The organism is Alsobacter ponti, from assembly GCF_024294805.1.
Classification (GTDB): Bacteria; Pseudomonadota; Alphaproteobacteria; order Rhizobiales; family Beijerinckiaceae; genus Alsobacter; species Alsobacter ponti.
In genome coordinates, this window is record NZ_JANCLU010000003.1 from 202057 (window position 1) to 224788 (window position 22732).

Sequence of the window (22732 nt, forward strand, 5' to 3'; positions counted from 1 at the left end):
GTTCTTAACTTTTCGGCCCTAGCGTCGGGGCATTGAAGAGCCGAAGGTGTTTTCAACCGTGGATATTCGCCTGGGTCCCGAGCCTGGCCGGGACGAGATTTTCGACGTGTGCCGCCGCGCCAAGGAAGCCCTTCCAAGCGGCCAGCCCCTGCGTCTCGTCACCGAAGATGTCCAGCGCGTCTCGCCCGCCCTGGCGCAGCTGATCATCGGAATCTCGCGGGCCGCCGGCCCCGACGCGCCCTTCACCCTGGTGTCCCCCTCCGCGCCGCTGGTCGACGCCTTTCAGGCCTACGGCCTTTTCGCCGATTTCATGACCATACCGATGGAGTAAACCGTGCGGATCCTTGCAATCGACGACACGCGCACGTTGCGCGAGCTCCTTTGCCGCACGCTGCGCGCGGCATCGCACGACGTGGTGGAGGCCGAGAACGGCGAGGAAGGCCTGACACGGTTTTCCGAGGACCGGCCCGACGTCGTCATCACCGACCTGAACATGCCGGTGCTCGACGGCATCGAGTTCACGCGCGCCGTGCGCGCCCGCCCCGACGGCGGCGAGGTGCCGATCATCATTCTCACCACCGAGAGCGCCTCGGAGATCAAGGCCGAAGGACGCCGCGCCGGTGCGACCGCCTGGATGGTCAAGCCGTTCGATCCGCAGCGCCTCCTCGATATGCTCGGCCAGTTGAGGAAATAAGCCGATGGATGCGCTCGCAGAAATCCGCGGCATCTATTTCGACGAATGCGACGAATTCACCGGGCTGCTCGAAGGCTATCTCGCCGCCATGGCGGAGGGCCGCGCGACCTCGGAGGACATCAACGGCGCGTTCCGCGCCGTCCACTCGATCAAGGGCGGCGCGGGCGCGTTCGGGCTCAGCGCGCTCGTCAACTTCGCCCACCGGTTCGAGGCGTGCCTCGACGCGCTGCGGTCGGGCCGGGTGTCCGTCCACGCCGCGCCCATCGACGTGCTGCTGCAAGCGGGCGACGTGCTCACGAACCTCGTGCAGGCGTCCCGCGACGGCGCGACGCTGCCGATCGACTCGGGACTTCTCGAGGCACTCGAGGCCTTTTGCGGCGGAACTCCCAAGCAGGCCGTGCCGGCCGAGTTCGCCATCGAGCCCGAGCCGGCTCCGGCGGAGGAAGCCGCGCCGCCCGCGCCCTCCCGTCGGCCCGTGACGGTGAGGATCACCCCGGACGCAGACCTGTTTCGCCGGGCCATCGACCCCCGCGTGGTGTTCGAGGCCCTGGCCGGCTTCGGCGCGCTGGAACTCACCTGCGACACCTCGGCGATCCCGCCGCTGGACAGCCTCGACCCACTGACCTGCCATCTCGCCTGGACCGCGGTCGTCAATACCGACGCGACGCCGGGCGCGATCGTCGAGGCCATCGACTGTTTCCTCGCCGACCACGAATTCACGGTGCTGGACGGCAGCGATGCCGATCACGCGTCCGCGCCCGCGAACCAGGGCGACACGCCGTCTCCGCAGGCGGACGCCGTCGCGCAGCCCGGACCGGCGGCATCGGCGGACGCCGCCGCCGTCGCGAAGCCAGAGCCGGCCGCCGTCACCGCGCCCGGACGCAGGGCGGGCGGCGGCACGATCCGCGTCGACCTCGATCGCATCGACAAGCTGATGAACCTCGTCGGCGAGATCGTCATCACCCAGTCGATGCTGACAGAGCGGGCGACCATGCTGCCCAAGCGGGAGGCGGCGGTGTTCGTCGACGCGCTGTTCTCCCTCAACCGCCAGACGCGCGAGCTGCAGGACAACGTCATGGCTGTGCGCGCGCAGCCGGTGAAGGTCGTGTTCCAGCGCCTGCCGAGGCTCGTGCGCGAACTGGAGCGCTCGCTCGGCAAGAAGGCGGAACTCAAGCTCGCGGGCGAGGACACCGAGGTCGACAAGACCATCGTCGAGGAGCTGGCCGATCCGCTCATCCACATGATCCGCAACGCCATGGACCACGGGCTGGAATCACCCGAGGACCGGCTGGCGGCGGGCAAGCCCCAGGAAGGCGTGATCCGCGTCTCGGCCGAGCATCGCGGCTCGCGCATCCTCATCTCGATTTCCGACGACGGAAAGGGCATCGACCGCGACCGGCTGATCGAAAAGGCGCGCTCGCGCGGACTGATCGCGCCGGACGTCGACCTCACTCCCGAGGAAGCCGACAACCTGATCTTCCACCCCGGCCTTTCGACCGCCGCCAAGGTGACGGACGTGTCGGGCCGCGGCGTGGGCATGGACGTCGTGCGCCGAAACGTCGAGGCGCTGGGCGGTCGCATCACCGTCGAATCCAGTCCCGGGCGCGGCTGCAAGTTCACCCTCGGCCTGCCGCTGACGCTCGCCGTGCTCGACGGCATGATCGTGCGGGCCGGCGCGGAACGCTTCGTCTTCCCGCTGTCCAGCATCGTCGAAACGATGCAACTCGATTCCAGGTCGGTGGAGCCGCTGCCCGGCGGACGCAGCGTGCTGCGCCTGAGGGGCGAGGTCGCGCCGATCATCCGGCTGCGCGACCTGCTCGGCATCCGCGCCCTCGGTAACGAGCCGAACGTGGTGATCGTCGAAACCGACAGCGTGCCGCGCCTCGCCATCGCGGTCGACGAGATCGTCGGCCAGCAGCAGGTCGTCGTGAAGAACCTCGAATCGAGCTTCCGGCGGGTCGAAGGCGTGTCCGCCGCCACCATCCTCGGCGATGGCCTCGTCGCCCTCATTCTCGACGTCGACGCGCTCCCCGCCATGACGCAGACGAGCCGTCGCGCCCCACCGATGACTGGAATGTACGGAGCAGCCTGATGAGCGCAGCCCACGACCTGAGCGGACTTCCGCAGGCCGCCTCGGCGGACCTGCAGCAGATCGTCACCTTTCGCATCGACGACCGAACGCTGGGCGTCGAGGTGGAGGCGGTGCGCGAGATCAAGGGATGGCAGCCCACCACGCCACTCCCCAACGCCGCCTCGCACGTGCTGGGCGTCATCAACCTGCGCGGCGCGATCATCGCCGTCTACGACCTGCGTCGCCGCCTGGGCCTCGGCCCGGCGGAGGTGTCGCGCTCGAGCGTGGTGATCGTCGTTGATCTCGGCGAGCGGCTGGCCGGCATCCTGGTCGACGCGGTCTCCGACATCATCGACATGCCGCGCTCGTCGTTCCGCGCCGCTCCCGACATCGCCGGCGAAGGCGACGACGCGCTCAAGGCCCTGCTCGTGCGCGGCAACGACGTCATCGCCCTGCTCGACCTCAGCGCCATCGTCAGGGAGACGCCGATCTAAGCTCCGGCCCGCTTGGCTTTTCATTCGTTCCTTTTTCCGGACCCGATTTCACAATGAGCGTTCCCGTACTGTCTCCGGCACGGCCGCGTTACGCGGCCGCCCCTGGCCCGTTGCCGCGGACCGGCGGCGAGGCCGCCTCGATCGACGACGCCGACATCCAGCTCTCGAAGGAAGACTTCGCGCTCATCGCGGGCATCGCGCGCGACCAGGCCGGCATCGTCATCCGCGCGCACAAGGCGGCGATGATCCGGGGTCGGCTGCTGCGGCGGCTGCGGGCGCTGAACCTGCGGTCGGTGCGCGACTATTGCGACCTGCTGCGCGGCCCGGACGCCGACGCCGAGCTGCCGCAACTGCTCAACGTGCTGACCACCAACCACACCGCGTTCTTCCGCGAGCGGCACCACTTCGACCACATGCGCGCGCACGGCCTGCCCGAGACGCTGGCGCATGCGGCGCGGGGAGACGGGCGCGTGCGGATCTGGTGCGCCGCGGCCTCGACCGGCGAGGAGCCCTACTCCATCGCCGCCATCGTCAACGCGGTCAATCCCGGCCGGAACCTGGACGTCCGCATCCTCGCCACCGACATCGACACCGACGTGCTGGCCAGGGCGACCGCCGCCGAGTATTCGCGCGAGGTGGTCGAGCGCGCGCCCGCCGATCTGCGCGGCCTGCTTCAATGCGAGCCGGCGGGACGCGACACGGTCCGGATCGGGGCCAACCTGCGGCGGCTGCTCACCTTCCGGCAGCTCAACCTGGTGCAGCCCTGGCCGATGCGCGGGCCGTTCGACGCCATCCTGTGCCGCAACGTCATGATCTATTTCGACGGCCCGACCAAGAAGAGCATCGTGGACCGAAGCTTCGATCTGCTGCGGCCCGGCGGCTGGCTCTATCTCGGCCACTCGGAATCCCTTTCCCCTCCGCACCCCGGCTTCGAGCTGATCGGGCGCACGGTCTATCGGAGGCGTTGATGGCCCCTCGCGACCCCTCGCCCGCGCAGCCGCGCCGGGCGTTCCATGATGCCGCGTCGGGCTCGACACTCGTTTCGGTTGCACCGGGCGGCCATTACGTCACCAGCGACAGCAACGAGATCGTGGTGACGCTGCTGGGCTCCTGCGTCGCCGCCTGCGCGCGCGACACGGTGTCGGGGGTCGGCGGCCTCAACCATTTCCTGCTGCCGACCGGGGACGTTCACGACCGTGCGCAAGGCTCGGACGAGGCGATGCGCTTCGGCGACTACGCCATGGAGACGCTGCTGAACTCGATCTATCGCAAGGGCGGACAGCGCGGCCGGATCGAGTTCAAGATCTTCGGCGGCGCGCGGGTCCTGGGCGGGAGTTCGCTGCTCAAGATCGGCGAACAGAACATCGCCTTCGTCGAGAAGTTCCTGCGGACCGAAGGCTTTCCCATCGTCTCGCGCTCGGTCGGCGGCACGGCCCCGCGGCGGCTGCGCTTCCATCCGGCCACCGGCAAGGCCTTCGTCCAGGAACTCGACCGCACTACCGCCGCCAACGTCACCCACGAGGAAGAGACCTACAGCAGCCGCCTGAGACGCCGCGCGCCGGCGGGCGAAGTGGAATTTTTCTGATGCGCAACGCCAGCCAACCCTACCGCGTCTTCGTCGTCGACGACTCGCGCACCATTCGCCGCCTGATCGGAGCCATCGTCGAGGAGACCGACGGCCTCGTCCTCGCCGGCTCGGCCGAAAGCGCCGAGGAGGCCTGGGACGTCCTGAAGAACCCCCAGACGGCGGCGGACGTCATCTCGCTCGATATCGAATTGCCCGGCATGAACGGCATCGAGTTCCTGCGCCGCCTGATGGCGGTGCGGCCGATCCCCGTTCTCGTCGTCTCCGGCCACACCGACGCCTCCGCCGACCTCACGCTCACGGCGCTGGAGACGGGGGCGATCGACTGCATCCAGAAGCCGGACGGCCGCCCCCAGGAGATCGACCGCTTCATCGCCGATACCCGGGCGGGCCTGATCCGCGCCGCGCAGAGCAACCAGAAGGCGCGCGGCCCTTCGCTCGCCGTTCCCGCCCGCGCGGCCCGCCCGGCCGGGCCCGCCCTCGCCGTCGATCCCGACACGGTGATCTGCATCGGAGCCTCGACGGGCGGCGTCCCGGCCGTGTGCAAGGTCGTCGCCGGCCTGGCCGGCCTCGGCGCGCCGATCCTCGTCGTCCAGCATATGCCGCCGAGCTTCACCGGTCGCCTCGCCGCGCGCCTGGCGCAGACCACCGGCCTGCCCTCGCAGGAGGCGCGCGACGGCGACCGCCTGGCCCCGGGCTCGGTGTGGGTCGCGCCGGGCGGCAGCCACATGCGGCTCGTGCGCAAGGCGGGCGGCTATTTCGCCAGCCTGGCCGAGGAGCAACCGGTCTCCGGCCACATGCCCTCCATCGACGTCCTGTTCGAGTCCGCCGCGCGGCAGGCCGGCGGCAACGCGGTCGGCGTCATCCTCACCGGCATGGGCCGCGACGGCGCGGACGGGCTTTTGTCCATGCGCAACGCCGGGTCGCCGACCTTCGCGCAGGACGAGGCGACCTCGGTGGTCTTCGGAATGCCCAAGGCGGCCGCGCAGATCGGCGCGGTCGAGCAGATGCTCCCGCTCGACCGCATCGCCGACGCCGTGGCCGCGACCCTGACACTCTCGCGCCCCGACAGGCCGCGCCGCATCTCGCAAGGAGCCCGATATGTCTGACATCAGGTCGACCAAGGTGCTGGTCGTCGACGACCAGAAGAGCATGCGGGGTCTGGTGCGGTTCGCGCTGATGCAGATGGGCATGGAGACGGTCGACGGAGCCGAGAGCGGCGAGGAGGCGATCAAGAAGCTCACCCAGGTGCGCTACGACCTCGTCATCACCGACCTGCACATGGGCGGCATCTCCGGCCTCGGGCTGCTGAAGGCGATCCGCTCGCACCCCGTCCTTCGAGGGACGCCGGTGATCATGGCGACCAGCGAGACCTCGTCGGACGCCGTGCGGCAGGCGAAGACGGCCGGGGTCGACGCCTTCATCCTCAAGCCGGTGGAGCCGAACGCGCTGCAGTCGCGCGTCAAGACGGTTCTGCGCGTCGCCTGAACGGGGGCCCGCAACGATGCAAAGCCGGGTCGAGACCCGGCTTTTTTCGTTTGAAGATCAGCGGGTTGGCGGAGGTCAGGCGACCTTGGTCATCGGCCGGTCCTCGCGCTCGATGCGCACCCCGTCGCCGTCGAGGACGAGCGTGGTCCAGGCGGCCCGGGTCAGCTCCACCAGGCCCGCCCCGTTGCCGCGGGCGAAGTGGGAGTAGAGCTCGCGGGCCGCGCCCCGCAGCGAGGTCGCGCCGCCGGGGTCCGCGCCCAGCACGACGGTCGAGGGCGCGATGGCGCGCAGGGGCTCGGCGCTGGCGATGCCGAGGTCGCGGGCCGTCAGCACGACGTCCAGCGGGCGGGAGCCGTGGACAATCATGCAGGCGGCCTGGAGGTCGGGATCGGTGGCGGCGATGTCGCGCCAGTCGAGGCCGGAGGTCGCGCCGCAGCACATGGCGCTGCTGGCCAGCCGGCCCTCGCCATGCATGACATGCAGGGCCACCGGGCGGTGCGGCCGGCCGGGCCTGGCGGCCTCCGCCTGCAAGATCCGCAACTGGGTTTCGCCGAGTTCGTAGATCTCGGAAGCATCGAGCGTTTCAACCCGTCGTTCACCCCGAATATTGCGGTAGAACTGCGGAGCGTCGACATCGGCGCCTGTGCGCTCGAGACACATTTTCACGGGGAAAAATTCGACGAGCGCGTCGATCACCGGCACGCCCTGCGGCTCGGCGCATTCGTGGATGAAATAATCGATCGCGCCATCCTCGAGGATTTCGAAGATCCTCTGCACCGCCTCGTTGGGCGTGCCCAGGCCGACATGGCTGCCGAAGAGGACCCGGCTTCCGTCCGAACAGACGACCAGGATCAGCCCGGCGGCGGCGTCGACAATGTGGATCTGGGTGGCGCTCATGTTCTTGCATTCCCTGCCGGCTTGGTTCTGGCCGACGGCGAAGTCTCGCCCATCCCGCTTGCGGAACGGTTAACCCCCTCTACTGCTACCGGTTGTGCAACCGCTTGAATCGTCAGCACGGCCCCGCCGCCGCGCCGTTCGGAAACCGACATCGAAACAGCTTTGGAAACGCCGCGTTTCGGGCCGGAATCCGCGCCCGAACACCGCCGCGATCCGAACGTCGAGCGCGGGAATCGCGGATTCCGAACGTTCAGGCCGAATTCCGCCCTCTGTTCTACTCGGCGGCGGATTTCTGCGTGTAGCCCAACCGCCGGTTGAGTTCGGCGAGCAGGTCGCCGGCCGCGTCGGCGATCACCGTGCCGGGCGGGAAGATGGCCGACGCGCCGGCCTGGCGCAGCGCCGCGAAGTCCTGTTGCGGGATGACGCCGCCGACCACGATCATGATGTCCGGCCGCCCGGCCTCCTCCAAAGCGGCGCGCAGCTCCGGCACCAGCGTCAGGTGGCCGGCCGCGAGCGAGGATACGCCGACGATGTGGACGTCGTTCTCCACCGCCTGCCGCGCCGCCTCGGCGGGGGTGGCGAACAGCGGGCCGATGTCGACGTCGAAGCCGAGGTCGGCGAAGGCGGAGGCGATCACCTTCTGGCCGCGGTCGTGCCCGTCCTGGCCCATCTTGGCGACGAGGATGCGCGGCCGCCGTCCGTCGTTCTCGGCGAAGTCCTCGACCATCTGCTGCACGCGTCGCACGCTCTCGGACATGGGCCCGACCTCCCGCTTGTACACGCCGGAGATGGAGCGGATGTCGGCGCGGTGGCGGCCGAACACCTTTTCCAGCGCCAGCGAGATTTCGCCCACGGTCGCCTTGGCGCGCCCCGCCGCCACCGCCAGCTCGAGCAGGTTGGCGTCGCCCGCCGCGCCCTTCTCCAGGGCGGCGAGCGCCGCGTCCACCGCCGCCGGGTCGCGCTCGGCCCTCAGCCGCGCCAGCTTGTCGAGCTGCTGGGCGCGCACCGCCGCGTTCTCCACCTTCAGCACGTCGATGGGCTTCTCGTCGGTCGGCCGGAACTTGTTGACGCCGATCACCGACTGGGCGCGCGAGTCGATGCGCGCCTGGGTGCGCGCCGCCGCTTCCTCGATGCGCAGCTTGGGAATGCCGGCCTCGATGGCCTTGGCCATGCCGCCGAGCTGCTCCACCTCCTCGATGTGCGCCCACGCCTTGGCGGCCAGCTCCGCCGTCAGCCGCTCGACGTAGAACGAGCCGCCCCACGGGTCGATGATCCGCGTCGTGCCGCTCTCCTGCTGCAGGAAGAGCTGGGTGTTGCGGGCGATGCGGGCGGAGAAGTCGGTCGGCAGCGCCAGCGCCTCGTCGAGCGCGTTGGTGTGCAGCGACTGGGTGTGCCCCTGCGTCGCCGCCATGGCCTCGATCTGCGTGCGCACCACGTTGTTGAACACGTCCTGCGCGGTCAGCGACCAGCCCGAGGTCTGCGAGTGGGTGCGCAGCGGCAGCGACTTGTCGCTCTTCGGCCCGAAGTCCTTCACCAGCCGCGCCCAGATCAGCCGGGCGGCGCGCAGCTTGGCGACCTCCATGAAGAAGTTCATGCCGATCGCCCAGAAGAAGCTCAGGCGCGGCGCGAACTGGTCGACCGTGAGCCCCGCCCCGATGCCGGCGCGCAAATATTCGACGCCGTCGGCCAGCGTATAGGCCAGCTCGAGGTCCTGCGTCGCCCCCGCCTCCTGCATGTGGTAGCCGGAGATCGAGATGGAGTTGAACTTCGGCATGTGCCGCGACGTATAGGCGAAGATGTCGGAGATGATCCGCATCGAGGGCGCCGGCGGGTAGATATAGGTGTTGCGGACCATGAACTCCTTGAGGATGTCGTTCTGGATGGTCCCGCTTAGCTTCTCCGGCGGCACGCCCTGTTCCTCGGCCGCCACGATGTAGAGCGCCAGCACCGGCAGCACCGCGCCGTTCATGGTCATCGACACCGACATCTGGTCGAGCGGGATGCCCGAGAACAGCGTGCGCATGTCGTAGATGGAGTCGATGGCGACACCCGCCATGCCGACGTCGCCGGCCACGCGCGGGTGGTCGGAGTCGTAGCCGCGATGGGTGGCGAGGTCGAAGGCCACCGAGAGCCCCTTTTGCCCGGCGGCGAGGTTGCGGCGGTAGAAGGCGTTGGAGTCCTCCGCCGTGGAGAAGCCGGCGTACTGGCGCACCGTCCACGGCTGGTTGACGTACATGGTGGGGTACGGCCCGCGCACATAGGGCGGCAGGCCGGGGAAGCCGTCGACGAAGTCGAGCCCGGCGCGGTCGGCCTCGCCGTAGACGGGCTTCACCGCGATGCCTTCCGGCGTCATCCACGGTTCGCCGCCGGCCGTGGCGACGGGCGCGGCGTCGGCGAAGGCGATCGAGCTGAAGTCCGGAATGCGGGTCATGGCGACGGCCTTTGACGTGTCTGTTCGATCAGATGACTATGGCACCGGCGCGGCTCACGCCGCGCCGAGCAGCGCCTCGTGGGCGTCCCGCAACGCGGCGAGCACGTCCATGCCGGCGAAGACGAAGCCGTCCACGCCCGCCTCGCGCCATGCCGCCTCGTGCTCGCCGGCACGTCCGGCGAGCCACACGCGCGCCGCGCCGGCCGCCTTCAGCGCGCGGGCCGCGGCGGCGGCATCGCTCGCATAGACGTCGTCGGACGAGCACAGGCACGCCGCCTTCGCCCCGCTGGCGCCGAAGGCCTCGACGAGAGCCGCGAGGTCCGTGCCGCCCTCCCGGGCGAAGCCGTCATTGCCGAGCGCGGCGACGCCGCCGGCCTCGAACAGGTTCTTGGCGAAGGTGGCGCGCGCCGTGAAGGCGGAGATCGGTCCGAGATTGGCGAGGAACACGGCGGGCCGCCTTCCCTTCGCCTCGGCGTCGTCGGCGGCGTCGCGCAGCGCCTCGTAGGGCTCCGCGAGGCGCATTGGCGCGAGCGACGGCCACTGTCCGGAGGCGGGAGCCGGCGCCGGGGCCGGCGCGAGCACGTGGACCGGCTTCTCGGCGATGTCGGGAAACTCGCTCGCCCCGGTCAGCGGATCGCGCCGCGTCGCCACGGCCTTGGCGCGCGCGGCCCTGACCTTGGCGACCTCGCTTTGGAATGCGCCCGACGCCAGCGCGGCGAACAGCCCGCCTTGCTTTTCGATGGCCTGGAAGCCGGCCCAGCCGGCCTCAGCCAGCGCGTCGGTCATCGCCTCGATGCCGCCCGAGCCGGCCGCCGGGTCGGCGACGCGGAAGAGGTTGGATTCCTCCAGCAGCACGAGCTGCGTGTTGCGGGCGAGCCGCCGCGCGAAGGCGTCCGGCAGGCCGAGCGCCGAGGTGAAGGGCAGCACCGAGACGGCGTCCGCCCCGCCGACGCCGGCCGCGAACACCGCCACGGTCTCGCGCAGCAGGTTCACCCACGGGTCGCGCCGGGTCAGCATGCGCCACGCCGTCTCGCCGTGCAGGTGGGCGCGCGCCGGCGGCAGGCCGCAGGCCTGCGTCGCCCGCGCCCACAAAAGGCGCAGCGCGCGGAACTTGGCGAGGGTGAGGATCTGGTCGGCGTCGGCGGCGAGCCGGAAGCCGATAAGCCGCGCCGCCGCGTCGAGGGGCATGCCGCCGGCCTCCAGCGCGCGCAGATAGGCGATGGCGGCGGACAGCGCGAAGGCGAGCTCCTGCGCCTCCGAGCCGCCGGCCGCGTGGACGGCGCGGCCATCGGCGGCGAGCACCGGCCCGTTAAAGCCGCGCGCCGGGAACGAGGCGGCGAGCTCCGCCACCATCGGCGCGAGTTGCGGCCACTCGACCGGGGTTCCGCCCATCAGCGCCATCTGGCCGAGCGGATCGAAGCCGAACGACACGTCGAGCGCGGCGGGGTCGAGCCCGCGCGCGTCGCACAAATCGGCAAGGGACGTGGCGGCGTCCTTGGTGGCCAGCGAGAGGTTGAGCGACAGCGAAATGCCGGCCTCCAGCACCACGCCGTCGAGCACGCGCGCCAGCGTGGCGGCGTCGCCCGAGGGCAGGCCGAAGCCGTGCGCTCCCTGCGACCCCGCGAAGACGAGGTGCAGCCCGGTCGCGCCGTTCTCCAGCTCCTCCAGCGCCAGCGCGTTGGCCTGCGCCGGATCGGGATGCTCGACGCAAGACAGCACCGCCCACGGCCGCCCGGCGGCGCGCCCGGCGATCGGCCCGCGCCCTTCCGCCTTGGGGTAGAGCGGCTGCACGGCGACGCCGTCATAGGTCGTCGACACGAGCTTGCGCTCGAACGGCGCGCCCTTCAGCACGCCCTCGACAAGCTTCAGCCACTGGTCCCGCGTCGCCGCCGGAAACGCCGACGCGATGGAGAGTTCCGCCATTCCGGCCCCTCTCGATGCCTTTTCTCAATCGGCGGGACCATGCCACACCCCCACCGAACCGCGCCACCTCTCCGTTCGGCTACGGGTGGGCGGCGAGAGCGAGACAGGCCAAGGGCGGAGGGCGCACAACGAAAGGGGAAGGCTTCGCGGCGGAACGCCGGAGAGTTGCTCTCGCGCGGCGCATAAAAAAAACCCCGGAGGCCGTAGCCACCCGGGGGGGCCGCTGGGCGCACCATGCGGCGTTGCGATATGCTATATAGACTCGCACTGTGTCTTAGTCAAGGTGTTTCATCGTGCGTGGCGCTGTATATTACGATGGCTTTAATTTATATCACGCCATAGATGACCTGAATGCACCTCACCTTAAGTGGTGCAACTTGTGGAAATTAGGCGAACTGATCTGCCGAGGTCACGCCAGAACGCTTGGAAAGGCCGTTTTTTGCTCAGCCTACTTCCCTGGCGACCATGGAAAGAAGATTCGCCACGAGCGCTACGTCGAAGCGCTCACCCTGACCGGGGTGGAAACGATTCTGGGGCATACAACAAGAGAGCCGCAGCAGTGCCCGAAGCCCGATTGCAGTCACGTGTGGGACATCGTGCGAGAGAAGGCGACTGACATCAATCTTGCGCTCGCGATATTCGCGGGTGCGATGGACGACCTTTATGACATCGCCTTCGTTGTCACGGCGGACACGGATCAGGTCGCCACGTTTCAGGCCATCCGCGCTCGCTTCCCGGCGAAGAAGTTATTCAGTGTCACCCCACCAGCGCGTCATCCGTCCAAACACCTTCGCGATCTTGCCGATGGTGTTGTGCGACTGAATGACGATCACATCGATCAGTGCGTGCTTCCTGGCCTCGTCCAGCGCGAAGGCAAGCGAAGCGTGATGCGGCCCAAGGAGTACGATCCTCCTCCCGGCTGGGTTCATCCTGACCACCGTCGCCGCTGAACCGACGCCACTCTTAGCTCCTCCTCCTCCTATCTCCTCCCCGCCCGCGCCAGCGCGATGGCGATGTCGACCAGGGCGGCGGTGAGTTCGGCGTCGGTGGGGCGGACGGTCTTGCGGCGGCGGCGGGGGAGCGTGCCGGGGGCTGGAGCCGGGCGGGGCAGGTGGACGAAGACGACGGGCCGGCGCGCGCCGGACGCGCGGGCCTCGTCCAGCGACCAGAAATACATCGCGTTGCAGAGATAGGCCCCGGCGTCGTTGGACAGCCGCGCCTTCAGCCCGGCGCGGCGCAGCGCCGCGAGAATGGCCCCCAGCGGCGCGGCGGAGCGCAAGGCGGCGGGCGAGCCCGGGCGCAGCGCCCGCAGCGCCGGGCGGTTGCCCCGCACGTCCGGCGACAAAGCGCGCGTGCGGTTTTCGCCGCGCGTCTCCACCCGCAGCATGCGCTCGCGCGGGGCGAGGCCGAGATGCAGGCAGGCGACCGGCGCGGCGGCGGCGATCACGCCGGGCGCCTGCGCCCCGGCGGCGGCGTAGGAGGTCTCGAACACGTGCGCGCGCGCCGAAAGGCCGAGCCGCCGCAGGCGGGGCGAGCCCGCCACGGCGCGCGCCAGCGTCGCCGTCGGGTTGACGCGTACCTTGGGATAGGGGCCGAAGCCGGTGACGAGGACCAATGGCGCGTCGGGGCCTTCCATGCGCGCCTCCTCAGCCGTCCAGCCCGAGCAGGGCGACGATCTCCTCGGCCGCCAGGGTCGGCGACAGCGAACCCTCGGCGACCGCCGCCTCGACGCGCGGCATGCGCGCCCTGACACGCGGATCGTGGCGCAGCCTGTCGAGCAGCCGCTCCTCGATCATCGTCCACATCCAGCGCGTCTGCTGGGCGCGGCGGCGGGCGGCGATCTCGCCGGTGGCGGTGAGCCGGGCGCGGTGGTCCATCACCTTGGCCCACAGATCGTCGAGCCCCTGGTTGGCGAGGCCGGAGACGAGCACGACGGGCGGGCTCCAGTTCGGGCTCGTCGGGGCCATGATGTGCAGCGCCGCGCGGTACTCGGCGGCGGCGGCGCGGGCGCGGCCCAGCCCCTCCCCCTCCGCCTTGTTGACGGCGATCATGTCGGCCAGCTCCAGCACGCCCTTCTTGATGCCCTGCAGCTCGTCGCCCGCGCCGGGCAGCATCAGCACGAGGAAGAAGTCGGTCATGTCGGCCACGGCGGTCTCGGACTGGCCGATGCCCACCGTCTCGACCAGGATCACGTCGAAGCCCGCGGCCTCGCACAGCAGCATGGTTTCGCGCGTGCGGGAGGCGACGCCGCCCAGCGTGCCGGACGAGGGCGAGGGGCGGATGAAGGCGGCGGGATCGACCGCCAGCCGCGCCATACGGGTCTTGTCGCCGAGGATCGAGCCGCCGGTGCGCGAGGAGGACGGGTCCACCGCCAGCACGGCGACGCGGTGGCCCGCCCGCGTGAGGTTGGAGCCGAGCGTGTCGATGGTCGTCGACTTGCCGACGCCGGGCACGCCGGTGACGCCGACGCGCACGGCGGCGCCGGTGTGCGGCAGCAGCGCCTGCACGAGCTGGCGCGCCGCCGCCTGGTGGTCGGCCCGGCGCGACTCGACGAGCGTGATGGCGCGCGCCAGCGCGGCGCGGTCGCCGGCGAGGACGCGCCGCGCCAGCCCGGACGGATCGGCCGAAGGAAGCTCCGCGGTCATGGTTCAGGCTTACGACACGGCCCCGGCGCGCCGCAATGGCGGCGGCGGGCCGGCCGCACGGCAAAAAGGCGGAGCGCGCCGGCATGGGGAGGCCGCGCGCAAGCCGCGCGCATGAGTTGCATCGTCGCGTTGACGTTGATCAATCGCCAAGCTATCCGTGGACCTCGTGCGTGCGAGGGGTTGCGTCGACACATGCGTACCATTCCAGGTTTCCGCCGGTCGTCGCCGCCGCGCGCCTTCGCCGCCCTGCTCCTGGTTCCGTTTCTGGCGCTCTCGCTGGCCGGCTGCGGCGGCGGCATCCCGCTCGGCGTGCTCGATCCGGTCGCCGTCGCCGAGGGCACGAAGCAGGTGCCGCTGTTCGTCGCGACCACCCGCGCCAAGCCGAAGATCGAGCTGGAGCGCATGTTCTCGGGCGACCGCGACAAGACGGTCAACCACGCCAAGCTCACCGTCTCCATCCCGCCCAACCACCAGACCGGGCAGATCGAGTGGCCGAGCCGCGCGCCGGGGGACTCGCGCGTCAACTTCGTCACCGCCGACCGCGACTACATGAACTCTCAGGCCTTCCTGCAGACGATCAAGGCCGAGCTGGCGCGGCGCAAGCCGGACGACCGCACCGTGCTGGTGTTCATCCACGGCTACAACACCAAGTTCGAGGAAGCGGTGTACCGCTTCGCGCAGATCGTCAACGATTCCGGCTTCAAGGGCGTGCCGGTGCTGTTCACCTGGCCCTCGCGCGGCGCGCTGCTCGACTACCCCTACGACCGCGAGAGCGCGGTGTTCTCGCGCGACGACCTCGAGGCGACGCTGGACGACATCGCCACCAAGACGGGCGTGCGCAAGATCGACGTGCTGGCCCACTCGATGGGCAACTTCCTGTTCGTCGAGACGCTGCGCCAGGCGACCATCCGCGGCAACGGCACGTTCCACGGCAAGATCGGCCAGATCATGCTCGCCGCGCCGGACATCGACATCGACGTGTTCCGCCGGCAGCTGATGGTGATCGGCCAGCTGAAGCTGCCGATCACCGTGTTCGTCTCGCGCGACGACAAGGCGCTCAACTTCTCGCGCATGGTGTGGGGCAGCCAGGTGCGCGCCGGGGCCTACACGGTCAGCGACCCGGCGGTGATGGAGAAGCTGCGCGAGGCCAACATCACCGTCATCGACCTCTCGGAGGTGAAGGGCACCGACGCCATGAACCATGGCAAGTTCGCCTCCTCGCCCGACGTGGTGAAGATGATCGGCGGCCGCCTCGCCGAGGACGGCGGCATCCAGCAGCGCCCGGCCGGGCTCGGCGAGGGCATCATGGCGCTGGGCGCGACGGTCGGCCACACGGTGGGCCAGACGGTCGGCACCGCCGTCGCCGCCCCCGGCGCGATCCTCTCCGGCCAGGCGCCGGTGCTGGCGGGCCAGGCGGATTCCGAGTAGCGCGCGGCCCGCGTCCCATTCTCGTCACCTTCGGGTGTCATGGCCCCTGCGGCGACGCCGGAGGCCCTGGCGATTCACGCTTCGGTAAGCGCGTCGCGGTTTAACGCGGCTCCCGCGCCCAGGCGGCGCGGGGCGGCGAAGAGGGGGCTGGTCCCGTGCGGCAGGGCGCGTTTCATCGAGGGTGCATCTTGCGGCGTCTGCTCGCGGCGGGAGCGGCGGCGACGCTGGCGCTCGGGCTCGCCGGCTGCGGCGGCGGCGCGGGGATCACCGGCTCGACCTCGCTGTTCGGCTCCGCCCAGGGCTCGCAGGCCAGGATGGTGCAGATCTTCGTCGCCTCGACGCGCAAGGACGCCTCCAGCGGCGAGGCGTCGCGCGGCGCGCACTTCGCCATCGACGCCATCAGCATCCCGCCGGGGCATCAGCCGGGCGCCATCGAGCAGCCGAGCTGGGGGTCGCCCAGCCGGGCCAGCCATTTCGTGGTGACCAACGAGCGCAAGCTGTCGACCGAGGGCTTCCAGCGCGAGCTGGCGGCGCAGGTCTCCGGCCGCGTCGGCGTCAGCCGCGACGTGCTGGTCTACATCCACGGCTTCAACACCGGCTTCGACGAGGCGCGGTTCCGGCTGGCGCAGATCGTCGCCGACGGCAACTTCACCGGCGTGCCGGTGCTGTTCACCTGGCCGTCGCGCAACCAGCTCCTCGCCTACGGCTCCGACAAGGAGAGCGCCACCGCCTCGCGCGATCCGCTGGAAAAGCTGCTGCAGGACCTCGCCGCCACGCCGGGCGTCGGCCGCGTCCACGTGCTGGCGCACTCGATGGGCACGTGGCTGGCCATGGAGGCGCTGCGCCAGAACGCCATCGGCGGCCACGCCGACCTCGGCGGCCACATGGGCGAGGTGATGCTCGCCGCGCCCGACATCGACCTCGACGTGTTCCGCGCCCAGATGGCGCGGCTCGGCGGGGCGGCGCGCGTCTCCGTGTTCGCCGCCGCCGACGACCGCGCGCTGTCGGTGTCGGCGACGCTGGCCGGCTCGCGCCAGCGCCTCGGCGCGCTCGACCTGTCGCGCAAGGACCATGTCGGCGAATTGCTGGCGATGAACGTGCGCGTCTACGACCTCACCAAGGCGAGCGCCGGCGACATGTTCCGCCACGGCACGTTTGCCGAGGCCCCCGAGGTGGTGAAGAGCATCGGCCTGCAGCTCGCCGAGCCGGCGCGGATCGAGGGCAAGCCCAGCCCGGACGCGCAGGCCGAGAGCTTCGTCGACCCCGGCGTCGCCGAGGCCCGCAAGGCCGCGACGCCGCTGCTGCCCGGCGCGGTCGAAACCGCCCCCCTGCCCCCCGCGCCGATGTAGGCCGGCGCTTCGGCGCTACTCCCCTTTCGGGGCGGCGGCAGCGTGGGAGATGGCGGGGCCGGCGTCGAGCCCGATGCGGCCGAAGCCGGGGAGCTTGAGGGCCGGGCGGCGGATGTCGAGGCCGGCGACGAGGCCGAGCAGGTTCATCTCGACCCCCTCGGTCCAGCCCACCGTCAGGCCGAGCAGGCCGGACCAGCCGATCTGCACGCCGGTATGGCTCGGCGCGAGGCCGGCGATCCTGCCGTCCGAGCGGTAGTCCTTGCCGAGCGCCGTCGGCGGCAGGGCGATGCCGGCCTCCGGGATGGCGGCGACGACATGGGCGACGAAGGTGTTGGAGTTCGGCCCCGGCCAGGCCTGGTAGGCCCCCGCCTCGCGCCACGGGTAGCTCGCCACCGCCGCGCGGATGCGCGGGATCAGCGCCTCGGCCTTCTCGCCCTCGATGGCGGCGACGACCTCGGGAACCTGCCCGAACCAGCGCGCGTCCGGCGCCCAGCCGTCGGTGCGCACGGGCGTGCCCCAGCCCACCTTGTCGAAGCGCGTGTAGCGCGGCGCGCCCTTCTCCTTCACCACCAGCCAGGTGTGGTGGGCGAAGATGCCGCGCCAGCGCCCCACGCGCGCGGCGTAGACGAGCACGACGGCGTCCGGCTTCGCCTCGGGCGGCGGCAGCAGGCCGGCGCTGGACCAGCTCGCCTGCGACCACGAGCGCGGATGGTCGTTGGCGAACCACCACGCCGCATGCAGCGCGAGCGGGACGAAGAAGACGAACAGGATGAGGGAGATCACGCGGCGGAGCCTCGACATGAGCCTCCAGTCACCAAGGAACAATGGCGGCATCAAGACGCGACGCCGCCCGTCTCCCCTGCCCTACGACGCCAGCGCGGCGAGGATGCGCGCCCAGGAGCGCGCGCCCTTGTGGAAGCTCTTCACGTCGTATTTCTCGTTGGGCGAGTGGACGCGGTCGTCGTCCTGTCCGAAGCCGACCAGCAGCGTGTCGAGCCCCAGCGTGCGCTTGAAGTCGCCGACGATCGGGATCGACCCGCCCGTGCCGATCATCACCGGCGCCACGCCCCACTCCTCGGCCAGCGCCGCCCCGGCGCGCGTCATCGCCGGCATGTCGAACGGCAGGCGGATCGCCCGCGACGCCTTGTGGCGGATGAACTCGACGCGGCAGTCGGAAGGCACGCGGGCGCGCACGTGCTTCTCCAGCGCGCGGCTCACCTGGTGCGGGTCCTGGTCGCCGACGAGGCGGAACGACACCTTGCAGGAGGCCTCGCCGGCGATCACCGTCTTGGTGCCCTCGCCGGTATAGCCGCCGATGATGCCGTTGACGTCGCAGGTGGGACGGGACTGGATGTGCTCGATCAGCATGCGGCCCTTCTCGCCCACCGAGTGGCGCAGGCCTACCGTGCCGAGGAACTGGTCTTCCGTCAGGGCCAGCTGCTTCCAGCGCGCCATCACCTCGGGCGGGGTCTCCGGCACGCCGTCGTAGAAGCCCTCCAGCGTCACGCGGCCATCCGCGTCGTGCAGGTCGGCGATAATGCGCGCCAGCACGCGGATGGGGTTCGCCGCCGCACCGCCGAACAGGCCGGAATGCAGGTCGCGGTCGGCGCAGCGCACGATGATCTCCTCGTACACCATGCCCCGCAGCGACGAGGTGATCTGCGGCGTGTCGCTGTCCCACATGCCGGTGTCGCAGACCAGCGCGTATTCCGCCTTCAGCGCGTCACGGTGCTCCTCGACGAATTCCGGCAGGTGCTTGGAGCCGTTCTCCTCCGCGCCCTCGACCAGCACGGTGACGCCGAGCGGCAGCGAGCCGGTGACGCGCTTCCAGGCGCGGCACGCCTCGACGAAGGTCATGAGCTGGCCCTTGTCGTCGCAGGCCCCCCGCCCGACGATGGCGCGCCGTCCGTCCGGCAGCGTGGCGAGGCGCGGCTCGAACGGCGGCGTCTCCCACAGGTTCAGCGGGTCGACCGGCTGCACGTCGTAATGGCCGTAGAACAGCACGTGCGGCGCGCCGGGCTTGGGCGCGTGGCCCACGACGACGGGATGGCCGGCGGTTGGCATCGGCGCGGCGTCGTCGAAGCCGAGCGTCTTCAGGTCGGCGGTCAGCCAGTCGGCGGCGCGGCGGCAATCGCCGGCGAAGGCGCTGTCGGTGGAGATCGACGGGATGCGGAGGAAGTCGAACAGCCGCTCGATGGAGGCATCGAGGTCGGCGTCGATGCGGGCGAGGACGGCGTCGAGCTGGGACATGGACTCACCTTGAAGATCGGACGAAAGCCGGCGCAGTTGGACAGGCCCCGACCGCCCCCGTCAAGGCGCGCCGACGCGCGTCAGCGCGGCGGAATCGAAAAGGCTGATGAAGCGCCGCTTCGCGGCAGCATCCATGCGCTGGCTCCCGGATGCCCTCCGCTTTCGCTCCGGGGCTCCGGGAACGGGCGGGCCTCCGCCCCGTGCCGCTATTTGCTGAGGCTGCCGAGGACGCCGCGCAGGATGGCCTTGCCGAGCTGGGTGCCGACGGTGCGCGCGGCGGAGGAGGCGGCGTTGGCGATGACGCGCTCGGTCACCGTCATGCGGCCGCGACCGCCGGAACCGCCGCTCGAGCCGCCGCCCAGGATGCCGCCGAGGATGTCGCCGAACAGGCCGCCGCCGCCCTGCGGCTGCGCCTGGCCCGGCGCCTGTCCGGCCGGCGTCCCGCCCTGGCCGGAGGCCGGCGCGGGCGTCTGGAGCTTGCGCTTCTGCGTCAGGATCTCGTAGGCCGACTCGCCGTCGATGGCGGTGTCGTAGCGCCCGCGCACGGGACTCGACATCATCACGCGCCGGCGCTCGTCCGGCGTGATCGGCCCGACGCGCGCGGCCGGCGGGCGGATCATCGTGCGCTCCACCATGGTCGGCGTGCCCTTGCCCTCCAGCGTGGAGACCAGCGCCTCGCCGACGCCGAGCTGGGTGATGACCTCCTCGGTCTTCAGCTTCGGGTTGGGCCGGAACGTGGAGGCCGCCGCGCGCACCGCCTTCTGGTCGCGCGGGGTGAAGGCGCGCAGCGCGTGCTGCACCCGGTTGCCGAGCTGGGCGAGCACGGTGTCGGGAATGTCGAGCGGGTTCTGCGTGACGAAGTAGATGCCGACGCCCTTGGAGCGGATCAGCCGCACCACCTGCTCGATGGCGTCCAGCAGCGCCTTGGGCGCGTTGTTGAACAGCAGGTGCGCCTCGTCGAAGAAGAACACCAGCTTCGGCTTGTCGGGATCGCCGACCTCGGGCAGCTGCTCGAACAGCTCCGACATCAGCCACAGCAGGAAAGTCGCGTAGAGACGCGGGTTCGCCATCAGCTTGTCGGCGGCGAGCAGGTTGATCGAGCCGCGCCCGTCGCGGTCGGTCGTCATCAGATCCTTGATCTCCAGCGCGGGCTCGCCGAAGAACTTGGCCGCGCCCTGGTTCTCGAGGATCAGCAGCTGGCGCTGGATGGAGCCCACCGTGGCGTCGGCGACGTTGCCGAACTGCATCGCCACGGGCTTGAGGCTGTCGTCCTTGGTCATCTCGTTGAGCAGCAGCCGCAGGTCCTTGAGGTCGATCAGCGGCAGATGCTGCTCGTCGGCGATGCGGAAGGCGATGTTGATGACGCCTTCCTGCGTCTCGTTGAGGTCGAGCAGCCTCGACAGCAGCAGCGGCCCCATCTCCAGGATGGTGGCGCGAACCGGATGGCCCTGCTCGCCGAAGAGGTCCCAGAACACCACCGGGAACTCGTCGGGCTGGTAGTCGTAGCCCATTTCCTTGGCGCGCTTGACGAAGGCGTCGCGCGGCTCGCCGGGGGCGGCGACGCCGGACAGGTCGCCCTTCACGTCGGCGGCGAACACCGGCACGCCGGCGGCGGAGAAGCCCTCGGCCAGCACCTGCAGCGTCACCGTCTTGCCGGTGCCCGTCGCGCCCGTGATGAGCCCGTGCCGGTTGGCGAGCTTGAGCACGAGGGTCTCGGGCTTGGTGCTTTTGCCGATAAGGATGGCGCCGTCGGTCTGCGTCATGGGGTACCCCGATCTGGTCGTGCGCGGTTTCTTTATAGGTCGACGGCGCGGCGAGTTCCACCCGAGCGGCGGCTTGGCCGCCGGCGGGCCGGCTCGCTTGTGTTTCCCGGCCGCGCATGAACAATGGCGCGCGACGACGGTTGTTTCGCCGGGTTGCGCACGCGAGAGGATGGAATGGAAGAGCTGGTCGCCCACATCGCCGAGAAGGCCGGCCTCGATCTCGCCACCGCCCGCGAGGCGCTGGGCGCGGTGCTCGCCTTCCTCCAGAAGGAAGCGCCTCCCGAGGAGGTGGCCCGGCTGATGGCCAGCCTGCCCGGGGCCGACACGCTGGCGCTGCTGGAAGGCGACCAGGGGGGCGGCCTGATGGGCAAGATCGGCGGCCTGTTCGGCGGCGGCGGCGGGCTGATGGCGCTGGCCGGCCAGCTCGGCGGGCTCGGCCTCTCGATGGACCAGATGCACACGCTCGGCCACGAGCTGTTCGCCTACGGGCGCGACAAGGTCGGCGAGGACTCGATGGGGGCCATCATCGGCGCGGTGCCGGGCCTGTCGCAGTTCGTGTGAGCCGGGCGCGCGCCCGGCTTCTCACGCCAGCGGCCCGGCGGGGCGCACGCCGCCGACGCGGATGCCGTTCCAGTTGACCAGAGCCGGGTGCGACAGCGCCTCCAGGCGCGTCGATTCCGGCTCGCTGAGCGGCAGGAAGCGGCGCACCAGCGCCGCCAGCATCACCTGCGCGGCGCGGCCGTGCCCGTCCAGGCATTTCAGCGCGATGCCGAGCCCCACTTCCGGCAGCGCGGCGCAATAGACGCCCTCAGCGCCGGTCTTGCAGAACACGCGCTCGCCGAACAGGCCCATCATCTCGGTGTCGAAGCGGCCCGTGCCGGCCACCATGAAGGGGTGCGCGGCCGCCGCCGCGCGGATGCGCGCCAGCGCCGCCGCGCGCTCGCGCCCGACGCCATGGCCCGTGCCGACGCGCGCGAAGGCCAGCGCCAGACCGCGCAGGGGTGTCGCGTAGGTGGGGATGGAGCAGCCGTCGACGCCGCGCGCCGCCTCGGACAGGTTCTCGCCGGTCATCTCCTCCATCGCGGCGCGCACCTCGCGCTGCACGCGATGGTCCGGACCGACATAGCCGGCGGGGTCCTCGCCCAGCCCGCAGGCGAGGCAGACGAAGCCGGCGTGCTTGCCCGAGCAGTTGTTGTGGAGCGCCGTGGGCCGCTCGCCGGAGCGCGCCAGCTCGCGCGTCGCCGCCTCGCCGAGCGGCCAGTGCGCGCCGCACTCCAGGCACCCCGCGTCGCGGCCCGCCTTGGCCAGCATGGCGGCGGCGGTCTCGGCGTGCAGGGGCTCGCCGGAGTGCGACGAGCAGGCGAGCGCGATTTCGGCCGGCGTCAGCCCGAAGCGGTCGGCCGCGCCGCTCTCCATCAGCGGCAGCGCCTGCAACGCCTTCACCGCCGAGCGGGGAAACACCGGGCGGTCGGCGTCGCCCAGCTCCAGCACGGTCCTGCCGTCGGCGTCGACGACCGCGACCACGCCCTCGTGGACCGACTCGACCAGGTTTCCGCGGGTGACTTCCGCAAGCACGGGGTTGGACATCGCTGACCTTCTCGACCGGCGGCAAAGCGCCGCGCCTTCCCGCCCATACCGCGCCGGCGCGCCGGGCTCAATGGCCAGCTTGGACGCAAGCATGGCGCGAGGTGTCGTCTCGGCCGCCAACTTGCGG

The 22732-nt window shown here is 70.9% G+C and carries 21 protein-coding genes; 12 read left to right on the forward strand and 9 right to left on the reverse strand.

Translation table 11 applies throughout. From position 1 onward, the window contains the following. The first annotated feature begins 58 nt into the window (after positions 1-58). From NK718_RS04785 to NK718_RS04820, 8 genes are read left to right on the forward strand one after another with little or no spacing between them, the layout of a single operon-like run. A complete protein-coding gene (locus tag NK718_RS04785; RefSeq protein ID WP_254739162.1) occupies positions 59-331 on the forward strand; it encodes an STAS domain-containing protein in 273 nt (90 codons plus the stop codon). A gap of 3 nt (positions 332-334) precedes the next feature. After that, the gene (locus NK718_RS04790) at positions 335-694 is read left to right on the forward strand and encodes a response regulator (RefSeq protein WP_254739164.1); all 360 of its coding nucleotides are present in this window, start codon (positions 335-337) and stop codon (positions 692-694) included. A gap of 4 nt (positions 695-698) precedes the next feature. Next, positions 699-2786, forward strand: coding sequence for a chemotaxis protein CheA (locus NK718_RS04795; protein ID WP_254739166.1), 2088 nt, complete (start codon positions 699-701; stop codon positions 2784-2786). Next, a complete protein-coding gene (locus NK718_RS04800; RefSeq protein WP_254739168.1) occupies positions 2786-3259 on the forward strand; it encodes a chemotaxis protein CheW in 474 nt (157 codons plus the stop codon). Before NK718_RS04795 ends, NK718_RS04800 begins: the two co-directional genes overlap by 1 nt. A 53-nt stretch (positions 3260-3312) precedes the next feature. Continuing rightward, on the forward strand, positions 3313-4227 hold the full coding sequence (locus NK718_RS04805) for a CheR family methyltransferase (protein ID WP_254739170.1): 915 nt from the start codon (positions 3313-3315) through the stop codon (positions 4225-4227). Beyond that, positions 4227-4844, forward strand: coding sequence for a chemoreceptor glutamine deamidase CheD (locus tag NK718_RS04810; protein ID WP_254739171.1), 618 nt, complete (start codon positions 4227-4229; stop codon positions 4842-4844). The genes NK718_RS04805 and NK718_RS04810 overlap by 1 nt, the downstream gene beginning before the upstream one ends. Further along, on the forward strand, positions 4844-5953 hold the full coding sequence (gene cheB / locus NK718_RS04815; protein WP_254739172.1) for a chemotaxis-specific protein-glutamate methyltransferase CheB: 1110 nt from the start codon (positions 4844-4846) through the stop codon (positions 5951-5953). The genes NK718_RS04810 and cheB overlap by 1 nt, the downstream gene beginning before the upstream one ends. Beyond that, positions 5946-6332, forward strand: a complete 387-nt coding sequence (locus NK718_RS04820; protein ID WP_254739173.1) for a response regulator — start codon at positions 5946-5948, stop codon at positions 6330-6332. Before cheB ends, NK718_RS04820 begins: the two co-directional genes overlap by 8 nt. 75 nt (positions 6333-6407) lie before the next feature. Here NK718_RS04820 and NK718_RS04825 read toward each other — a convergent pair whose 3' ends face one another. The 3 genes from NK718_RS04825 to NK718_RS04835 form a co-directional block, all read right to left on the reverse strand. Next, positions 6408-7229: a hypothetical protein gene (locus NK718_RS04825; protein WP_254739174.1), complete on the reverse strand. Its 822-nt coding sequence runs from the start codon at positions 7227-7229 to the stop codon at positions 6408-6410. Between the two features lie 274 nt (positions 7230-7503). Beyond that, positions 7504-9660 (reverse strand): methylmalonyl-CoA mutase, encoded by a 2157-nt coding sequence (gene scpA, locus NK718_RS04830; RefSeq protein ID WP_254739175.1) that lies wholly within the window; start codon positions 9658-9660, stop codon positions 7504-7506. Between the two features lie 54 nt (positions 9661-9714). After that, positions 9715-11583 (reverse strand): methylmalonyl-CoA mutase subunit beta, encoded by a 1869-nt coding sequence (locus NK718_RS04835; RefSeq protein ID WP_254739176.1) that lies wholly within the window; start codon positions 11581-11583, stop codon positions 9715-9717. A gap of 293 nt (positions 11584-11876) precedes the next feature. Here NK718_RS04835 and NK718_RS04840 point away from each other — a divergent pair, with 293 nt between their 5' ends. After that, the gene (locus NK718_RS04840; protein ID WP_254739177.1) at positions 11877-12533 is read left to right on the forward strand and encodes an NYN domain-containing protein; all 657 of its coding nucleotides are present in this window, start codon (positions 11877-11879) and stop codon (positions 12531-12533) included. Positions 12534-12562: 29 nt separating this feature from the next. Here NK718_RS04840 and NK718_RS04845 read toward each other — a convergent pair whose 3' ends face one another. After that, positions 12563-13219, reverse strand: coding sequence for a pyroglutamyl-peptidase I (locus NK718_RS04845; protein ID WP_254739178.1), 657 nt, complete (start codon positions 13217-13219; stop codon positions 12563-12565). A gap of 10 nt (positions 13220-13229) precedes the next feature. Then, the gene (meaB, locus tag NK718_RS04850; protein ID WP_254739179.1) at positions 13230-14228 is read right to left on the reverse strand and encodes a methylmalonyl Co-A mutase-associated GTPase MeaB; all 999 of its coding nucleotides are present in this window, start codon (positions 14226-14228) and stop codon (positions 13230-13232) included. A 192-nt stretch (positions 14229-14420) separates the two neighbouring features. Between meaB and NK718_RS04855 the strand changes: the two genes are divergently transcribed. Together NK718_RS04855 and NK718_RS04860 are read left to right on the forward strand one after the other, a co-directional pair. After that, on the forward strand, positions 14421-15656 hold the full coding sequence (locus NK718_RS04855) for an alpha/beta hydrolase (protein ID WP_254739181.1): 1236 nt from the start codon (positions 14421-14423) through the stop codon (positions 15654-15656). A gap of 188 nt (positions 15657-15844) precedes the next feature. Then, a complete protein-coding gene (locus tag NK718_RS04860; RefSeq protein WP_254739183.1) occupies positions 15845-17005 on the forward strand; it encodes an alpha/beta hydrolase in 1161 nt (386 codons plus the stop codon). Positions 17006-17020: 15 nt separating this feature from the next. Here NK718_RS04860 and NK718_RS04865 read toward each other — a convergent pair whose 3' ends face one another. From NK718_RS04865 to NK718_RS04875, 3 genes are all read right to left on the reverse strand, one after another. Next, complete coding sequence (locus NK718_RS04865; protein WP_254739185.1) at positions 17021-17806, reverse strand: DUF3750 domain-containing protein; 786 nt, start codon at positions 17804-17806, stop codon at positions 17021-17023. A 63-nt stretch (positions 17807-17869) separates the two neighbouring features. Further along, positions 17870-19255 carry a dipeptidase gene (locus NK718_RS04870; protein WP_254739187.1) on the reverse strand — a complete coding sequence of 462 codons (1386 nt, stop codon included), beginning with the start codon at positions 19253-19255 and terminating at the stop codon, positions 17870-17872. A 206-nt stretch (positions 19256-19461) separates the two neighbouring features. Next, on the reverse strand, positions 19462-21018 hold the full coding sequence (locus NK718_RS04875; RefSeq protein ID WP_254739189.1) for a helicase HerA-like domain-containing protein: 1557 nt from the start codon (positions 21016-21018) through the stop codon (positions 19462-19464). A 174-nt stretch (positions 21019-21192) separates the two neighbouring features. Between NK718_RS04875 and NK718_RS04880 the strand changes: the two genes are divergently transcribed. Continuing rightward, positions 21193-21579, forward strand: a complete 387-nt coding sequence (locus tag NK718_RS04880; protein WP_254739191.1) for a DUF2267 domain-containing protein — start codon at positions 21193-21195, stop codon at positions 21577-21579. Between the two features lie 21 nt (positions 21580-21600). Here NK718_RS04880 and NK718_RS04885 read toward each other — a convergent pair whose 3' ends face one another. Then, entirely contained in the window at positions 21601-22605 is a 1005-nt protein-coding gene (locus tag NK718_RS04885; RefSeq protein WP_254739193.1) for an asparaginase, read from the reverse strand. Between the last annotated feature and the right edge of the window lie 127 nt (positions 22606-22732).